The 14,931-nt window shown below is 68.7% G+C and carries 13 protein-coding genes; 7 read left to right on the forward strand and 6 right to left on the reverse strand.

Features of this window, described 5'->3' with window-relative positions:
- Nucleotides 1-49: 49 nt before the first annotated feature.
- Nucleotides 50-844 (reverse strand): transporter substrate-binding domain-containing protein, encoded by a 795-nt coding sequence (locus tag E6C72_RS25680; protein WP_109442442.1) that lies wholly within the window; start codon nucleotides 842-844, stop codon nucleotides 50-52.
- 209 nt (nucleotides 845-1,053) lie between these two features.
- Here E6C72_RS25680 and E6C72_RS25685 point away from each other — a divergent pair, with 209 nt between their 5' ends.
- Nucleotides 1,054-1,971, forward strand: a complete 918-nt coding sequence (locus E6C72_RS25685) for a MurR/RpiR family transcriptional regulator (protein WP_247875872.1) — start codon at nucleotides 1,054-1,056, stop codon at nucleotides 1,969-1,971.
- 206 nt (nucleotides 1,972-2,177) lie between these two features.
- Nucleotides 2,178-3,602, forward strand: a complete 1,425-nt coding sequence (pyk, locus tag E6C72_RS25690; RefSeq protein ID WP_109442440.1) for a pyruvate kinase — start codon at nucleotides 2,178-2,180, stop codon at nucleotides 3,600-3,602.
- Between the two features lie 44 nt (nucleotides 3,603-3,646).
- Here pyk and E6C72_RS25695 read toward each other — a convergent pair whose 3' ends face one another.
- Both E6C72_RS25695 and E6C72_RS25700 read right to left on the reverse strand, forming a co-directional pair.
- Nucleotides 3,647-4,072: an Lrp/AsnC family transcriptional regulator gene (locus tag E6C72_RS25695; RefSeq protein ID WP_109442439.1), complete on the reverse strand. Its 426-nt coding sequence runs from the start codon at nucleotides 4,070-4,072 to the stop codon at nucleotides 3,647-3,649.
- A 40-nt stretch (nucleotides 4,073-4,112) separates the two neighbouring features.
- Nucleotides 4,113-4,598 carry a thioesterase family protein gene (locus E6C72_RS25700; protein WP_247875871.1) on the reverse strand — a complete coding sequence of 162 codons (486 nt, stop codon included), beginning with the start codon at nucleotides 4,596-4,598 and terminating at the stop codon, nucleotides 4,113-4,115.
- Between the two features lie 436 nt (nucleotides 4,599-5,034).
- Between E6C72_RS25700 and E6C72_RS25705 the strand changes: the two genes are divergently transcribed.
- From E6C72_RS25705 to E6C72_RS25715, 3 genes are all read left to right on the forward strand, one after another.
- Complete coding sequence (locus E6C72_RS25705; RefSeq protein ID WP_109442438.1) at nucleotides 5,035-7,269, forward strand: right-handed parallel beta-helix repeat-containing protein; 2,235 nt, start codon at nucleotides 5,035-5,037, stop codon at nucleotides 7,267-7,269.
- Between the two features lie 520 nt (nucleotides 7,270-7,789).
- Entirely contained in the window at nucleotides 7,790-7,978 is a 189-nt protein-coding gene (locus E6C72_RS25710; protein WP_109442437.1) for a hypothetical protein, read from the forward strand.
- A 123-nt stretch (nucleotides 7,979-8,101) separates the two neighbouring features.
- Nucleotides 8,102-9,472, forward strand: a complete 1,371-nt coding sequence (locus tag E6C72_RS25715; RefSeq protein ID WP_109442436.1) for a chloride channel protein — start codon at nucleotides 8,102-8,104, stop codon at nucleotides 9,470-9,472.
- Between the two features lie 22 nt (nucleotides 9,473-9,494).
- Here the strand turns inward: E6C72_RS25715 and E6C72_RS25720 are convergent, their stop codons facing one another.
- Nucleotides 9,495-10,448: an aldo/keto reductase gene (locus E6C72_RS25720; protein WP_109442435.1), complete on the reverse strand. Its 954-nt coding sequence runs from the start codon at nucleotides 10,446-10,448 to the stop codon at nucleotides 9,495-9,497.
- 27 nt (nucleotides 10,449-10,475) lie between these two features.
- Nucleotides 10,476-11,687 (reverse strand): MFS transporter, encoded by a 1,212-nt coding sequence (locus E6C72_RS25725; protein WP_109442434.1) that lies wholly within the window; start codon nucleotides 11,685-11,687, stop codon nucleotides 10,476-10,478.
- A 169-nt stretch (nucleotides 11,688-11,856) separates the two neighbouring features.
- On the opposite strand from E6C72_RS25725, the gene E6C72_RS25730 reads away from it, so the two are divergent.
- Nucleotides 11,857-12,600, forward strand: a complete 744-nt coding sequence (locus E6C72_RS25730) for a hypothetical protein (protein ID WP_136700849.1) — start codon at nucleotides 11,857-11,859, stop codon at nucleotides 12,598-12,600.
- 10 nt (nucleotides 12,601-12,610) lie between these two features.
- Here E6C72_RS25730 and E6C72_RS25735 read toward each other — a convergent pair whose 3' ends face one another.
- Nucleotides 12,611-13,513: a LysR substrate-binding domain-containing protein gene (locus tag E6C72_RS25735; RefSeq protein ID WP_109442432.1), complete on the reverse strand. Its 903-nt coding sequence runs from the start codon at nucleotides 13,511-13,513 to the stop codon at nucleotides 12,611-12,613.
- Between the two features lie 118 nt (nucleotides 13,514-13,631).
- On the opposite strand from E6C72_RS25735, the gene E6C72_RS25740 reads away from it, so the two are divergent.
- Entirely contained in the window at nucleotides 13,632-14,384 is a 753-nt protein-coding gene (locus E6C72_RS25740) for a TSUP family transporter (RefSeq protein ID WP_109442431.1), read from the forward strand.
- The last annotated feature ends 547 nt before the right edge of the window (nucleotides 14,385-14,931 follow it).

Here is a 14,931-nt window from a genome sequence, read left to right on the forward strand (position 1 = left end):
GAAGGATCCCCTCTCCCCGGGGGGAGAGGGAGAAGAGGGCAGCCTTACCTCACAGATCCTTCGGCAGCGGCGAATGCAGCCACTTCTTGGCGATCTCGTTCAGCGAGCCGTCCTCCTTCGCCTTGGCGATGATGGCGTTGACCTTCTCCAGGAGCGGCCCCTCGTTCTTGTTCAGCCCGACGAAGCAGGGGGAGTTCTTGATCAGGAACTTCAGGATCGGCTGGCGCGGCGGGTTGCGCTCGAAGATGGCGGCGGCCACCACGTTGCCGGTGGCGACCAGCTGGACCTGCCCCGACAGGAAGGCGGAGATGGTGCCGTTGTTGTCCTCGTAGCGGCGGACGGTCACCTTGTCGGTGACGATCTTCGACAGCTCGATGTCCTCGACCGAGCCGCGGGTGACGCCGACGGTCTTGCCTTCCAGATCCTCGACCTTCTCGGCCTTGATGTCGTCGGGACCGAAGACGCCGTTGTAGAAGGGGGCGTAGGCGGTGGAGAAGTCGATGACCTTCTCGCGCTCGGCATTCTTGCCCAGGCTGGAGATCACCAGATCGACCTTGCCGGTGGTCAGGTAGGGGATGCGGTTGGTGCTGGTCACCGGCACCAGCTCCACCTTGGCACCCATTTCCTTGGCGATCAGGGTGGCGGCGTCGATGTCGTAGCCGACCGGCTTCAGGTCGGTGCCGACCGAGCCGAAGGGCGGGAAGTCCTGCGGGACGGCGACGCGCAGCACTTTTTCCTTGGCGATGCGCTCCAGCGCGTCGGCTTTTGCATGGGTCGGGGCGAGCCCCCCGGCCAGAACCGCCGTGGCAAGGCCGAGAGCACCCAGAATCTTCGCGAACCGCATGGCACCTGATCTCCGAACCGAAAGACGATGAACCTCCCTCTTCAAACCATGTGCCACTTTCGTCCTACGAATTCCGATGTGCGCCAAAGGGCTGGAATGTTACGGTTATCCCGCCATTTGACGTCTTCGTTACAATCGTAACACCACCTGCGCCGCACCTGAACCGCCCATATTTTGTGCGGTTATTGAGATAACGAGGCGATCAGCCCATGAAACAGGCAGAGAAACAGCTGAGGAAACAGGCAGGTCCGGTGATGGAGACCGCCGATCCGTCGCTGACCGCCCGCATCCGCGACCGCTACGGCGACCTCACCCCCATGGAGCGGCAGCTCGCCGATGTGATTCTCGCCTGTCCGGGCGAACTGTCGGGCTATTCGGCGACCGAGCTGGCCGGCCGGGCCGGCGTGTCGAAGATGACGGTGTCGCGTCTGGTCCGCCGCCTCGGCTATGCCGGCTTCGAGGAAGCGCGTCTGGCCGCCCGGCGCGGCGGCGACTGGGGCTCGCCGCTGTTCCTGCTGCCGCCCGGTGTTGCCGGTCCGGCCCAGGCTCCCGCCCCCGATGCAGGGCTTCCGCCGCTGGAGGCGCATTTCCGGCGCAGCGCCGAGGCGCTCGCCGCCACCGCGCGGCAGATCGACCCGGCTCTGCTGGCGCAGGCGGCCCGCGCGCTTGCCGGTGCCCGGCGGATCTGGGTCTGCGGCGCGCGCAACAGCGCCTTCCTGGCCGGTTATGCCCGCTGGCAGTTCATCCAGGTCCGCGGCGAGGTCCACCAGTTGGCGGCCTCCGGCGAGACGATGGCGGAGACGCTCGCCGATCTCGGCACCGGCGACCTGCTGTTCCTGGTCGGCATCCGCCGCCGTCCGCCGGCCATCGTCCGCCTGCTGCGCACAGCGGGGGAGCGCGGCATTCCAACCATCCTGATCGCCGACAGCCACTCGGCGCTGGAGGCGCCGCCGCCGCCGCTGACCTTCCGCTGCGAGACCCGCAGCCTGGCGGCGCTCGACAGCCATGTCGCCGCCCTGGCGGTGATCCATGCGCTCGCCGCCGAGCTGATCCCGCTGACCGGCGAGCCCGGCCGCGCCCGCATCCGCGCCATCGAGGATCTGCACGACCAGTTGGAAGAACTCTAAACCCGCAAGCCGCCTTGCTTTCCGGCAACAATCGCGACACCCTGGTATGGCACGCGAACGGTCGACGGGTCGCCCGAAGGGGTTGCCTGCACCGGTCGCTCGCGCTGCTGACCAGTCACCCCGCCGTCCTCCCAAGGTGACCGCCGCTTGTGCCGGCGCACCGGACGGCCCAGCCAACAGAGGACGGCCCCCGCGGCCGGAACCACATGCGCCGTCATCGCCGCGCCAAGATCGTCGCCACCGTCGGACCGGCCAGCAACTCGCCGGAGATGCTGAAAACCCTGTTCCTGGCCGGTGTCGACACCTTCCGGCTGAACTTCAGCCACGGCACCCACGACGACCACGCCAAGGTCCACCGCGCCATCCGCGAGTTGGAGGCCGAGGTCGGCCGCCCGATCGGCATCCTCCAGGATCTCCAGGGTCCGAAGATCCGCGTCGGCACCATCCGCGACGGCAAGATCGCGGTGGCCACCGGCGAGCAGATCCGCTTCGTGCTCCAGGGGACCGACGGCGACAAGCGCTCCATCCCGCTGCCGCACCCGGAAATCTTCGCCGCCATCATGCCGGGCCACCATCTGCTGATCGACGACGGCCGCGTCCGCGTCGAGGTGGTTGAGCTGGGCGACGACTGGATCGAGGCGAAGGTCGTCGTCGGCGGCGTCATCTCCAACCGCAAGGGCGTCAACCTGCCGGGCACCATCCTGGACCTGTCGCCGCTGACCGCCAAGGACCGCGCCGATCTCGCCTTCGGGCTGGAGCTGGGCGTCGACTGGGTCGCCATGTCCTTCGTGCAGAAGCCGGGCGACATCCTGGAAGGCCGCGGCCTGATCGGCGACCGCGCCGGCATCATGGCGAAGATCGAGAAGCCGCAGGCGCTGGAGAAGATCGACGACATCATCCGCCTGTCCGACGCGGTGATGGTGGCGCGCGGCGACCTCGGCGTCGAAATCCCGCACGAGGACGTGCCCGGCCGCCAGAAGGAGCTGGTGCGCGCCTGCCGTCTGGCGGTGAAGCCGGTGATCGTCGCCACCCAGATGCTCGATTCGATGGTGTCCGCCCCGACCCCGACGCGGGCCGAGGCGTCGGACGTGGCGACCGCCATCTATGACGGCGCCGACGCGGTGATGCTGTCGGCCGAATCGGCGTCGGGCCAGTATCCGGTCGAGGCGGTCACCATGATGGACCGCATCATCCGCTCCACCGAGCAGCACAAGCTCTACCGCTCGCTGATCCAGGCGACCCATCCGGGCGAGGAGCACACGCCGCCGCACGCGGTGGCCGCCGCCGCCGCCGATCTGGCCGACGCCCTGCATTCCTCGGCCATCGTCGCCTTCACCTCCAGCGGCACCACCGCGGCCCGCATCGCCCGCAAGCGGCCGGAGGTGCCGATCCTGGCGATCACCCCCGACACCGCGGTGTCGCGCCGGCTCTGCCTGCTGTGGGGCGCCCACAGCGTGCTGTCCGACGACATCCGCACCTACGAGGAGATGGTCGACCGCGCCATCGCCACCGGGCGGGCCGAGGAGTTCGCCGGCAAGACCGGCACCATGGTCGTCGTCGCCGGCATCCCGTTTGCCCAGGCCGGCACCACCAACAACCTGCGCGTCATCCACATGGACGGCAAGGCGTAAGGTCGAAAGAGGCCCCCCGCCCTCACCGGGCGGGGGGTATTTTTCTACCGTTCCATCTTCGTCGACAGCACGATCGACGACATCGTCCGCTCCACCCCCGGCAGGCGGCCGATGGCGTCCAGTGCCGCGTCCATCGCGTCGTGGGTCTCGGTGCCGACGGTGGCGCACAGATCATACTGGCCGCTGATGCTGTGCAGCCGGATCACCTCCGGCATCTTGCGCAGGGCATGGACGGCGCGGTCGGCCAGCTTGGCACTGACGCTGATCATCACCAGCGCCGACACGCCGCGCCGCGGCGCCGGATCCCCCAGCTTCACCGTATAGCCGGCGATCACGCCCTGCCGCTCCAGCCGGGCGATGCGGTCCTGCACGGTCGACCGCGACAGCCCCAGCGCCCGGCCCAGCGCCGCCGTGCTGGTGCGGGCGTTCACCGTCAACAGGTCGATCAGCCGGCGGTCGAGGTCGTCCATGGGGTCCGTCACGGGGGAGAGGGGGAGAGGCGCAGCCCCCTTACCCCTCGCAGCCCGCCTGATAGCGCTCCATGGCCGCCCGGATGTCCTCCGGGATCGCCACGGCGGCGAAGTCGTCGAGCGAGGTGGTGACCAGCGTCAGGCTGCCCGACAGCCGGACCTGCCCCTCATGCTCGCCGTTGATGCGCAGCTGGACGGAGCTGCGGCCCAGCCGCTCCAGCAGGACGCCCAGCGTCAGCGTGTCGCCCATCCGGCTCGGGATCACGAAATCGCATTCGGCATGCACGATCGGCAGGCCCAGGCGACGTTGCAGGATCATCGTCGCATAGTCGATGTCCAGCCCCTGGGTGAACCAGTCCTCCACCGCGCCGTTGAACATGTCGAAATAGACCGGGAAATAGACGATTCCGGCCGGGTCGCAGTGGGAAAAGCGAATGGGCCGCTGCACCCGGAAACAGCCCGGCGGCAGAGGCCGGTGGCTGGGGTGGTCGTCGGCGCGGCGCGGCCGCTCGCTGTACTCGTGCATCTCTCGGTCAATCCTTGTTCCGCTCCGGCATCGGACATATGGGGGACATATGGGGTTTCCGATGCCTCGCGGTCGCCGCGTCTCATGCCGGCGGCAAACAGTTGTAGCCATTCCAAACAATCCGGGAAAAGCACCTTTCGTTCAACGGCTTCCTTCAACAATAGGGGAAAGCCGCAATTTTCGCACGGGGCGCTGTTGCGGAAATGCTGCACTGCAATCACGACAATGCCGGAAACCGGGCCCCAGCCCGAATAGCCACAATTTGTCGCAGATTCCGCCGGTTTTAGCGTAAACATCACACAAAGATCCCGCCGCCCCTCGCCATCCTGCGTCCCGCATCCGGGTTCAGGCCCAAAACGGACATCAGGCCCCGAAAGCCGGCCGCCCCCAGGGGCGGCCGAGGCTGACGGGCACATCAGGCGAGGACACCGAACCGATGGCCACTTCCGCTACCAAGATCGTCGTGAACGCCCTGGGCAAGGCCGCAGGCGGCGTGAACGCCCATTTCACCCTGCTGGTCGACGGCCAGAAGGTGGGTGAGGGCACCGCCGGCACGACGGCGAAGGATTTCGTCTTCACGCCCGTGCTGACCAGCGACGTCGCGCACAAGGTGCAGATCCAGTACGACAACGACGCTGTCATCAACGGCCAGGACCGCAGCCTGACCGTCAACAGCATCAGCATCGGCGGCAAGACGATCGCGCCGACCGCCGGCATCGTCAGCTACGACAAGGGCGCGCTCGACGGCAAGGACGTCGTCGCCGGCCAGTCGAACCTGTGGTGGAACGGCACGCTGGTCGTCAACGCCGACAAGGGCTATTTCCCCGCCGCCGTCACCGCGACGCCGGCCTCGGGCAAGGACACCATCGTGGTGAACGCCTCCGGCACCCCGGCGGGCGGCGTCAACGCCCACTTCAAGGTGCTGGTCGACGGCAAGCAGATCGGCGAGGGCACCGCCGGCACCGCCGCCAAGGATTTCAGCTTCACCACCGACGTCGCCGACCGCGTGGCGCACAAGGTGCAGGTCCAGTACGACAACGACGCGGTGATCAACGGCCAGGACCGCAGCCTGACCGTCAACAGCATCTCGATCAACGGCCACAGCTATGCCCCGACCAGCAGCGCCGTCACCTATGACAAGGGCGCGCTCGACGGCAAGGACGTGATCGCCGGCCAGAAGGGGATGTGGTGGAACGGCACGCTGGTGGTGAACGCCCCGGCCTCCGACTTCCCGGCCGGCGCCACGACCACCACCCCGACCACGCCCACGACGCCGACCACCCCCGCCGGCCCGGCCTTCTACGTCGCCACCAACGGCAAGGACAGCTGGTCGGGCAAGCTGGCCGCCCCGAACGCCGATGGCACCGACGGGCCTTTCGCCAGCCTCGCCAAGGCGCAGGCGGCGATGCGCGCCGACTCCACCATCGACACCACCTACATCCGCGGCGGCGACTACCATCAGAACGGTCTCTGGCTGGACAGCCGGGATTCCGGCGTGACCTTCGCCGGCTACGGCAGCGAGAAGGCGGTGATCCACGGCGGCTCCAACGCCACGGTGTCCTTCGGCCTCGGCGGCGCCAAGAACGTCACCATCGAGGGGCTCAGCTTCGCCGACGGCGTCGTCGGCGGCCATTACGTCTATGCCGACAACGCCTCCGGCCTGACCTTCGCCAACAATGTGGTCAAGGGCGGCGGCTACGGCATCACGGTGCAGAACAGTGCCAACAGCAAGGTCACCGGCAACCAGTTCGACAGCACCGGCGCCGAATCCATCTTCGTCAAGGCCGGCTCCAACGCCACGCTGGTGTCCGACAACCTGATCCGCCACCCGAACGCCGCCGACCGCGGCGACGCCGGCATCTGGATCAACGGCAGCTCCGACGTGAAGGTCACCCACAACCAGATCGAAAACTCGCCGGAGAAGGCCATCGCCGTCGGCTCGGTCCAGACGGACGGCAGCGACGCGAGCTATCGCGTGACGATTTCCTACAACAAGGTCATCAACGCCAACCTGGAATCGAACGACGGCGGCGGCATCTACCTGATCAACCGCCAGCAGGATCTGGCCAACCACACCGTCGTCAACAACGACGTGTCCGGCACCACCGCGACCAACCCGTCAGGCAGCGTGGCGAGCTGGGGCATCTATCTCGACGACTGGACCAGCGGCACCACGGTGAAGGGCAACGTCGTCCACGACAACATCGGCGGCGTCTTCCTGCATGGCGGCTGGAACAACACGGTCACCGAGAATGTCATCGCCGGCAACAGCGGCGCCCAGATCGGCCTCCAGCAGGATGTCGCCTGGAGCGGCTGGAAGGGCCACACGATGACCGGCAACGACATTTCGGGCAACGTCATCGACGTGCGCGAGGGCACCGCCGTCCACATCTACGGCCCGGCCAATGTCGGCAACCTGCACAACAATTTCTACAGCAGCCTCGACACCGCCGCGAAGGAGTTCGACGCCTGGCCGCAGGTGATGTCGAGCGGCGCCTGGGGCACCCTGGCGAACTGGCAGGCCGCCGGCTACGACAAGGGCTCGGTCACGCTGAACCCGGCTTTCGTCAATCCGGGTGCCGACGATTTCAGCCTGGCGTCCAACTCGCCGGTCTACGGCCTGGGCTTCGACCACATCGCCTACAGCGACATCGGCCTGCTGCACGGCTGATTCCGCTCCCCACCGCGAGATCCCCTCTCCCCCCGCTCACGCGCAAACGAAGTTTGCGCTGACGCGACAGGCGGATCGAAGATCCGCCGAAAGCGGGGAGAGGGTTAGGGTGAGGGGGTCGCGCGGCGAGGATTTTCAAGCGTCGCGCGGTTCCCACTCTCCACCGAATCCACCTTGTGCATCCCCCTCACCCCGACCCTCTCCCTGGGGGGAGAGGGGGATCTCACCCACCCCTGGTCCTAGAACCAGCGGCCGAGGACGGCCCGCCTGGAACCTTGGGGTAGGCAATGCGTTATGGCTTTTGAAAAGTCGTCCGATCCGACACCGGGCGTATCTTGAAGTGAAGACCGACCACCCCAACCTGTCAGTCGTCATGCCGCCCCAGCCCTCCCAAAAGGAACGCGAGCGTCCTCCCGATAAAAACGCCGGATGACCCGCCCGCGACGCATCGTCTCCAGGAGCGGCATGCCGCAGGTCTGTCCGGCATTCGGCCGGCGGCCAGCCAATATAAGAGGAAACCATGGATCGCCGTGAATTCTGGATGAAGGACCCGGAGCTGAAGGCCGCCTACGAGGCTCTCGGCCCCAATTTCCGCCGCGAGGTGGAGCAGGCGCAGGCGCGCCGCAGCCAGCGCACCCTCCAGGGCGCCGCCATCGCCTCGCGCGGCAACCGTTCCGCTGCAAAGCCGGTGAGCGTCGTCCGCCGCTGACGCCTTATCTTCGCGCGTGATCCCAGATCTGCGTGACCGTGGCTGGTTCTGGGAAGCAGGACGGACCTAAACTCGGCATTCCGCCGTTCCATCGGTTCGTTTCACCCGCTTCCGGCCCGTCCAATGCCCTCCACCAACCGTCTGCCCCATCGGCTGCCCAATCGGCTGCGCATCCCCCGCCATGTCTGGATGTCGCCCAGGAACTGGCGTCGGCGCCTGCTGTTCTGGTCCGGTGCCGGCGTGGTCGGTCTGGTCGCCGTCCTGTTCGCCCGCGCCGCCGATTACGCCCAACAGCTGTTCCGGCTGGCGGAGGCGGCATCGCCCTGGCTGCCCTTCCTGCTGACGCCGCTTGGGCTGGCCTTCTCGGCCTGGGTGGCGCTGCGGCTGGTGCCGGGATCGCAGGGCAGCGGCATCCCCCAGGCCATCGCCGCGCGCCATGTCCAGGATCCGGCGGCCAAGCGCCGGTTGCTGTCGCCGCGCATCGCCGTCGGCAAGATCCTGCTGACCCTGGTCGGGCTGGCCTGCGGCGCCTCCATCGGGCGCGAGGGACCGACGGTTCAGGTCGGCGCCTCGATCATGCTGATGGCCGGTTCCATCGCCGGGCTGGGGCGGGAACCGGGACTGATCCTGGCCGGCGGTGCGGCCGGCGTCGCCGCCGCCTTCAACACGCCGCTGGCCGGCATCGTCTTCGCCATCGAGGAGATGGCCCGCAGCTTCGAGAAGCGGACCAGCGGCCTCGTTCTGGTCGCGGTGGTGGCCGCCGGTCTGGTCGCCGTCGCCCTGCTCGGCAACTACGCCTATTTCGGTCATACCGCGACGTCGGCCAGCTGGCAGGACTGGAAGGCCGTGCTGGCGACCGGCATCGTCGGCGGGCTGGCCGGCGGCGGGTTCAGCAGCCTGCTGCTGTGGCTGTCGCGCTGGATCCGCCGCGGCCTGGGCGGAGGGCTGGGGCGCCACCCGGTGCTGGTCGCGCTCGGCTGCGGCCTTGCCCTGGCGATGATCGGCGCCGCCACCGGCGGCCTGACCTTCGGCACCGGCTACGAAGAGGCGCGCGCCGTGCTCGACGGGGTGGAGACGCTGCCCTGGTACTACGCCCCGGCAAAGCTGCTGGCGACCGCCCTGTCGGGCATCTGCGGCATTCCCGGCGGCATCTTCTCCCCCTCGCTGTCGGTGGGGGCGGGCATCGGCTCGATCATCGGCGGGCTGCTGCCGGACACGTCGCTGGCGGCGGTGGTGCTGCTGGCGATGGTTTCCTATTTCGCCGGGGTGGTGCAGGCGCCGCTGACCGCCGTCGTCATCGTGACGGAGATGAGCGCCTCGCCCGACATGCTGCTGCCGCTGATGCTGAGCGCCGCCCTTGCCACCACGCTCTCCCGGCTGGTCTGCCCGCACTCGGTCTACCACGCCATGGCCGAAGCCTTCCTGGCGGTGCTGCGAAGCGACGAGGCCGGCAAGCCGGCCCCGCCCAAGGCGGCGGCGATCCCGTCGCCGTGACCCGACACCTCAGTAGGCGCCCTCAGTAAGCGCTCGCCCGGTCCAGCTGCGCGATGTCCCCGGCGTCCAGCCGCAGCCGGGCGGCGGCGATCAGGTCGCCCATCTGCTCCGGCTTCGACGCGCTGGCGATCGGCGCCGTCAGGCCGGGCCTAGCGATCAACCAGGCGATCGCCACCTGTCCCGGAGTCGCCCCATGCCGGCCGGCGACCTCGTCCAGCGCCGCCAGGATCGCCCGGCCGCGCTCGTTCAGGTATTTCGACACCACCCCGTTGCCACGCGCGCTCTTGCCCACATCCCCGGCCGAGCGGTATTTGCCGGTCAGGAAGCCGGCGGCCAGCGAATAGTAATTGATGACGCCCAGCCCATTCTCCCGGCACAGCCCCTCCAGCTCGGCCTCGTAGCCTTGGCGGCTGTAGAGGTTGTATTCCGGCTGCAGGGTCTCATAGCGGGGCAGGCCGGTGCGGGCGCTGACCTCCAGCGCCTCGCGCAGGCGGGGAGCCGTCAGGTTGGAGGCGCCGATGGCCCGGACCTTGCCCTGGTCGATCAGCTCCTTGTAGGCGCCGAGCGTCTCCTCGAACGGGGTTTCGGGATCGTCCCAGTGCGACTGGTAGAGGTCGATGCGGTCGGTCTGGAGCCGGCGCAGCGAGTCCTCCACGGCCGTCCGGATCCAGGCGGGCGACAGCCCCTTCTTCCCCGGCCCCATCTCCGACCCGACCTTGGTCGCCAGCACGATGCGGTCGCGGTTGCCGCGGCTCTTCATCCAGTTGCCGATGATGGTCTCGGACTCGCCGCCTGAATTGCCGGGGGCCCAGGCCGAATAGACGTCGGCGGTGTCGACGAAGTTGAAGCCGGCATCGACGAAGGCGTCGAGCAGCCGGAAGGAGGTGGCCTCGTCGGCGGTCCAGCCGAACACGTTGCCGCCGAAGCAGAGCGGGGACACCGACAGGCCGCTGCGGCCCAGTGTACGTCGATCCATTCCATCATCTCCTTTGAAGATCACCGGTCAGGCGGCAGGCCGCCCGCGGAATTCGGTCAGGTAGAACAGCAGGCCGATGGCGGGAAAGGCGAAGCCGATCCAGGTCACCGGCGCCCAGCCGCCGACGGCGAAGGCATAGCCGGCCAGCGCCGAGCCGGCGGCACCCCCCAGGAAGAAGATCGCCATATAGATGGCGTTCATCCGGCTGCGGGTCTCCGCCCCCAGCGAGTAGATGGCGCGCTGCCCCAGCACCATGTTCATCTGCACGCCCATGTCGAGCAGCAGCCCGGCCAGCACCAAGAGCGCGATGGAACCCTCGCCGGCGCGCGCGACGAAGAAGGACAGCGCCGCCATCGCCAGCGCGAAGCCGGTGGCCGGCCGGGTCCAGCCGCGGTCGGCGATCCGCCCGGCGATCGGCGCCACCAAGGCACCCGCCGCCCCCGACAGGGCGAACAACGCGATGCCGCGCTGGCTGAGATGGAAGGGCGCCCCCGCCAGCAGCAGCGGGACGGAGGTCCAGTAGAGGCTGAAGGCGGCGAACATCATCGTCTGGTAGACGGTCCGCCGTTGCAGCACCGGCGTCCGCACCAGCAGCCGCCCGAGCGAACCGAGCAGCGCACCATAGCTCGATTGCGCCTTCGGCCGCCGCTGCGGCAGCACCCGCCGCATCAGCACCGCGAAGCCGACCATCGCCACCGCCGACAGGGCGAAGACAGCCCGCCAGCCCAGGCTGTCGGCGATCAGGCTCGACACCGGGCGGGCCAGCAGGATGCCGAGCAGCAGCCCGCTCATCACAGTGCCGACCACCTGCCCGCGCGAGGCCTCCGGCGCCATGTGGGCGGCCAGCGGCACCAGCATCTGCACGGCGACGGAGGTGACGCCGATCAGGAAGGACGCCGCCAGGAACAGGGACGCGGTGGGGGCGACCGCCGCCACCAGCAGGGCCGCCACCGTGCTGCACAGGGTGACCACCACCAGCCGGCGGTTCTCCAGCAGGTCGCCCAGCGGCACCAGCAGCACCAGCCCGGCGCCATAGCCGACCTGGGTCAGGGTGACGACGAGGCTGGCGGTCTCCGGCGACAGCCCGACCGCCGGGCCGATCAGCCCGACCAGCGGCTGGGCATAATAGATGTTGGCGACCACCACCCCGCAGGCCAGCGCCATCAGCATGACGAGCGAACGGGACAGCGCCGGATGGGCGGCGTCTTCGGCCGAATGGGAGGCAACGGTGGGCGGCATCGCGCGGTCCTGTGGAGTCATGACTGTTCAAACCTGTGACAGAACAGCGCGCAGCCTATGTCGGCCCCCTCCAATGTTGCACCGCCGATTTGCGCACCGGAGGAATGCATGGCCGCCGGCCGGAAAATCGGACAAGATTCGATCAGGCCAGCCGCCCCCGGATACCGCCATGCCGTTTCCTGTTCCCCTCCCCGGAGTGCCGCTGGCGGTCCTGCTGGCGGCGGCCCCCCAACCGGCGCTCCAGTCCTGCCCGGTTCCGGTCATCCAGGCGCAAGAGACCGCCTCCGCCGGCGCCTGCCGCATGACCCACTGCGCCGCCCCGCTGCGCGACCTCAGCGTCTGCCGCTGCATCGGCGGCCCGGCAACTTCCTCCTCGGGCTGGACGGCGACCTACAGCGTCAGGCGCGGGCAGGGCAGCCGGCAATGGAGCAGGCCGCTCGACGACCTGATCCCGGAGCAGATGGGTCCGATGGACGTGGCGCTGGCGGATCTGTCCGGCACCGGCAATCCCGCGCTGGTCATCGCCGAGCTGGATGCGGTCAGCAACGGCGTCGGGGTTCACAGTTGGACCCTGACGCTGCTGGAGCCGCAGCCGCCCTTCCGCCAGCTCGCCCACGCGGAGACCGCCGAGTACGGCCCCGGCACGCTCGCCCGGCGCCTGGACGGCAAGCCCGGCTGCGACCTGCTGATCGCCATCCCGGAGGAGGACTGCCGCGGCGACGCCTCATCCGGCATCGTCCTGTCCGGCCGATGGATGCGCCTTCAGCCCGACGGGCTCCGCCCGTTCGCCGGCCGGCCGCCGCCGCCCCGTCGCTATGTGAGCGCCGAGGATCTGGCTGACGACCGCGGCAGGCCCGCCGCCTGGTTCTCCACCCCCGGCCCGGACCAGCTCTGCCCGGCAGGCTCGCGATGAGCCGCGCCAGTCACGCGATCTCCGCGCGCAGCCGGTAGAGCCAGTCGCGGAAGGCGCCGAAGCCGCCATCCTCGCGGCGCGAGGCGCGATAGACCAGATACCAGGAGTGGACCATCGGCACCGCCAGCTCGAAGGGCGCGGCGAGGCGCCCGGCGGCGATGTCGTCCGCACTGTAGAGCCGCGGCGCCAGCGCCACCCCGACGCCGTCGATGGCCGCCTGCAAGGTCATGGCGTAGCTGCCGAAGGACAGCCCCCTTATTCCCAAATCCGTTCCCGGCTCCGCTTTCTGATCCGCCGCCCCGGCGGCGGCGGCGAGCCAGCGCGGCCAGTCCTCCCCCCAATGGGAGACGTGCAGCAGCGTGGCGCCGGCCAGATCCGCCGGCTTGCCCAACTCCGCCGCCAGCCGCGGTGCGCAGACCGGTTGCAGGCTGGAGGAGAACAGCCGCTCCGCCTCATAGCCGGGCCACTGGCCGTCGCCGAGCAGCACGGCGCAGGTCCAGTCGTCGTTCATCGGCGCCCCCGCCCCGCCGGTGGCGATCCGCACCTCGATCTCCGGATGAGCGATGTGGAAGCTGGACAGCCGCGGGATCAGCCAGCGCACCGCCACCGTCGCCCCCATGCCGACCGTCAGCACCGGCCCGGCCCGCATCGCCGACACCTGCTCGACCCGCCGGGCGATGCCGTCGAACGCCTCGGTCAGCGCCGGCTGCAACGCCCGGCCGCGCTCGGTCAGCAGCAGCGCGTTGGCCCGCCGGTCGAACAGGGCGAAGCCCAGCCGTTCCTCCAGCAGCTTCACCATACGGCTGACCGCGGCCTGCGAGACGTGCAGCTCCGCCGCCGCCGCGGTGAAGCTGCCATGGCGGGCGGCCGCCTCGAAGGCGCGCAGACCGTTCAGCGAGGGCAGGCGGCGCATGGTCCCATCCTTACTTCACCCCAACTTTTCCTGAGTCTGAGCATCGAACAATGCCGTTTGCGGCGCAACCGCGCGCGTGCGAGTTTTCCCCTCATCCTCTCTGACATTCGGGCAATTCATGCTGACGCTTCCGCTGATGGTGGGGCTTGGGCTCACCGTTCTCGTGACCTCGTTTCTGTCGGGCCTGTTCGGCATGGCCGGCGGCATGGTGCTGATGGGCCTGCTGCTGATCCTGCTGCCGGTGCCGTCGGCGATGCTGCTGCATGGCGTGACGCAGTTCGCCTCCAACGGCTGGCGGGCGTGGCTGTGGCGCCGGCATGTCGTCTGGCCGGTCATCCTGCGATTCGCGCTGGGCGGCTCGGTCGCCGGACTGCTGTTCGCCCTGGTCGGCGCCGTGCCGGACCGGGCGGTGTCGCTGCTGATTCTGGGACTGTCGCCCTTCCTGGCGCTGGCGGTGCCCGCCCGCTGGGCGCTGAACGCGCAAAAGCCGCTGCATGGCGTGCTGGGCGGTTTCCTGTGCATGGGCGTCCAGCTGGTCGCCGGCATCTCCGGCCCCCTGCTCGACACCTTCTTCATCCGCAGCGCCATGACCCGGCAGAGCGTGGTCGCCACCAAGGCCGCCATCCAGTCGGTCGGCCATCTGGTGAAGATCGCTTACTTCGCTCCCCTGGTCGCCGGCGGTGCGGACGAGACGGTGGAAGCGACGGTCATCGTCATGTCGATCGCCATGGCGCTGCTCGGCACGAATCTCTCCCGCCGCGTCCTCGACCGCATGAGCGATGCCCAGTTCCGCCTGTGGAGCCGCTATCTGGTGATGGGAACCGCCAGCGTCTATCTCGGCCAGGGCCTGTTCCTGCTGGCTGCCCATTAAAAAACATTTTAAATCAATTACTTAAACTTACTCCCCTTCCTATCCTTACTCCCTGGGGGCCGGATCCCGCCCCGATGCAGCCGACAAGCCCGCTTTCCGATCCTTACGGCTCGGGGGCGGGCTTCCTTACATCCTGGGGGCCTGTAAGCCCTTGTGACTCCTTGCCTGCCCCTGGAATCGCGTGAGGAGATCCGCTGGATCCGCCGATCCTTACCTCCTGGGGGCCTGGATCCGGCTTCGAGTGCCCCCAAGCCGTAAGGATGGCGCTTGCCCACGGACCTCCGAACAGCAAAAATGCCGGCACGCCCCCAGGGAGTAAGGATGGAGCCTCTCCTGTGCAGGGGCTTTTGCGAATCGAGTCGCACTGATTCTGGCCGCGGAAGGGTGTCGGAGGGTACCTCCGGTCGAGATTCGCGGTTTGGAAGTCCTGCCGGATCCGTCACTTGGCAGGCGTTCGCGACTCCCTTTCCCTTTTAAGAGGATTCGTCGGCGCGAATCTCCAGGGGAGTCCGCGAGTCGCAGCGAATCTTCCTTACAGCCTGGGGGA

The sequence above is a fragment of the Azospirillum sp. TSH100 genome (assembly GCF_004923295.1).
Lineage (GTDB): Bacteria > Pseudomonadota > Alphaproteobacteria > Azospirillales > Azospirillaceae > Azospirillum.

Excerpts from the sequence above, each read along its gene's own strand:
- E6C72_RS25680 (WP_109442442.1), bottom strand. The coding sequence starts at position 844 with ATGCGGTTCGCGAAGATTCTGGGTGCTCTCGGCCTTGCCACGGCGGTT.
- E6C72_RS25685 (WP_247875872.1), top strand. The coding sequence starts at position 1,054 with ATGAAACAGGCAGAGAAACAGCTGAGGAAACAGGCAGGTCCGGTGATG.
- pyk (WP_109442440.1), top strand. The coding sequence starts at position 2,178 with ATGCGCCGTCATCGCCGCGCCAAGATCGTCGCCACCGTCGGACCGGCC.
- E6C72_RS25695 (WP_109442439.1), bottom strand. The coding sequence starts at position 4,072 with ATGGACGACCTCGACCGCCGGCTGATCGACCTGTTGACGGTGAACGCC.
- E6C72_RS25700 (WP_247875871.1), bottom strand. The coding sequence starts at position 4,598 with ATGCACGAGTACAGCGAGCGGCCGCGCCGCGCCGACGACCACCCCAGC.
- E6C72_RS25705 (WP_109442438.1), top strand. The coding sequence starts at position 5,035 with ATGGCCACTTCCGCTACCAAGATCGTCGTGAACGCCCTGGGCAAGGCC.
- E6C72_RS25710 (WP_109442437.1), top strand. The coding sequence starts at position 7,790 with ATGGATCGCCGTGAATTCTGGATGAAGGACCCGGAGCTGAAGGCCGCC.
- E6C72_RS25715 (WP_109442436.1), top strand. The coding sequence starts at position 8,102 with ATGCCCTCCACCAACCGTCTGCCCCATCGGCTGCCCAATCGGCTGCGC.
- E6C72_RS25720 (WP_109442435.1), bottom strand. The coding sequence starts at position 10,448 with ATGGATCGACGTACACTGGGCCGCAGCGGCCTGTCGGTGTCCCCGCTC.
- E6C72_RS25725 (WP_109442434.1), bottom strand. The coding sequence starts at position 11,687 with ATGCCGCCCACCGTTGCCTCCCATTCGGCCGAAGACGCCGCCCATCCG.
- E6C72_RS25730 (WP_136700849.1), top strand. The coding sequence starts at position 11,857 with ATGCCGTTTCCTGTTCCCCTCCCCGGAGTGCCGCTGGCGGTCCTGCTG.
- E6C72_RS25735 (WP_109442432.1), bottom strand. The coding sequence starts at position 13,513 with ATGCGCCGCCTGCCCTCGCTGAACGGTCTGCGCGCCTTCGAGGCGGCC.
- E6C72_RS25740 (WP_109442431.1), top strand. The coding sequence starts at position 13,632 with ATGCTGACGCTTCCGCTGATGGTGGGGCTTGGGCTCACCGTTCTCGTG.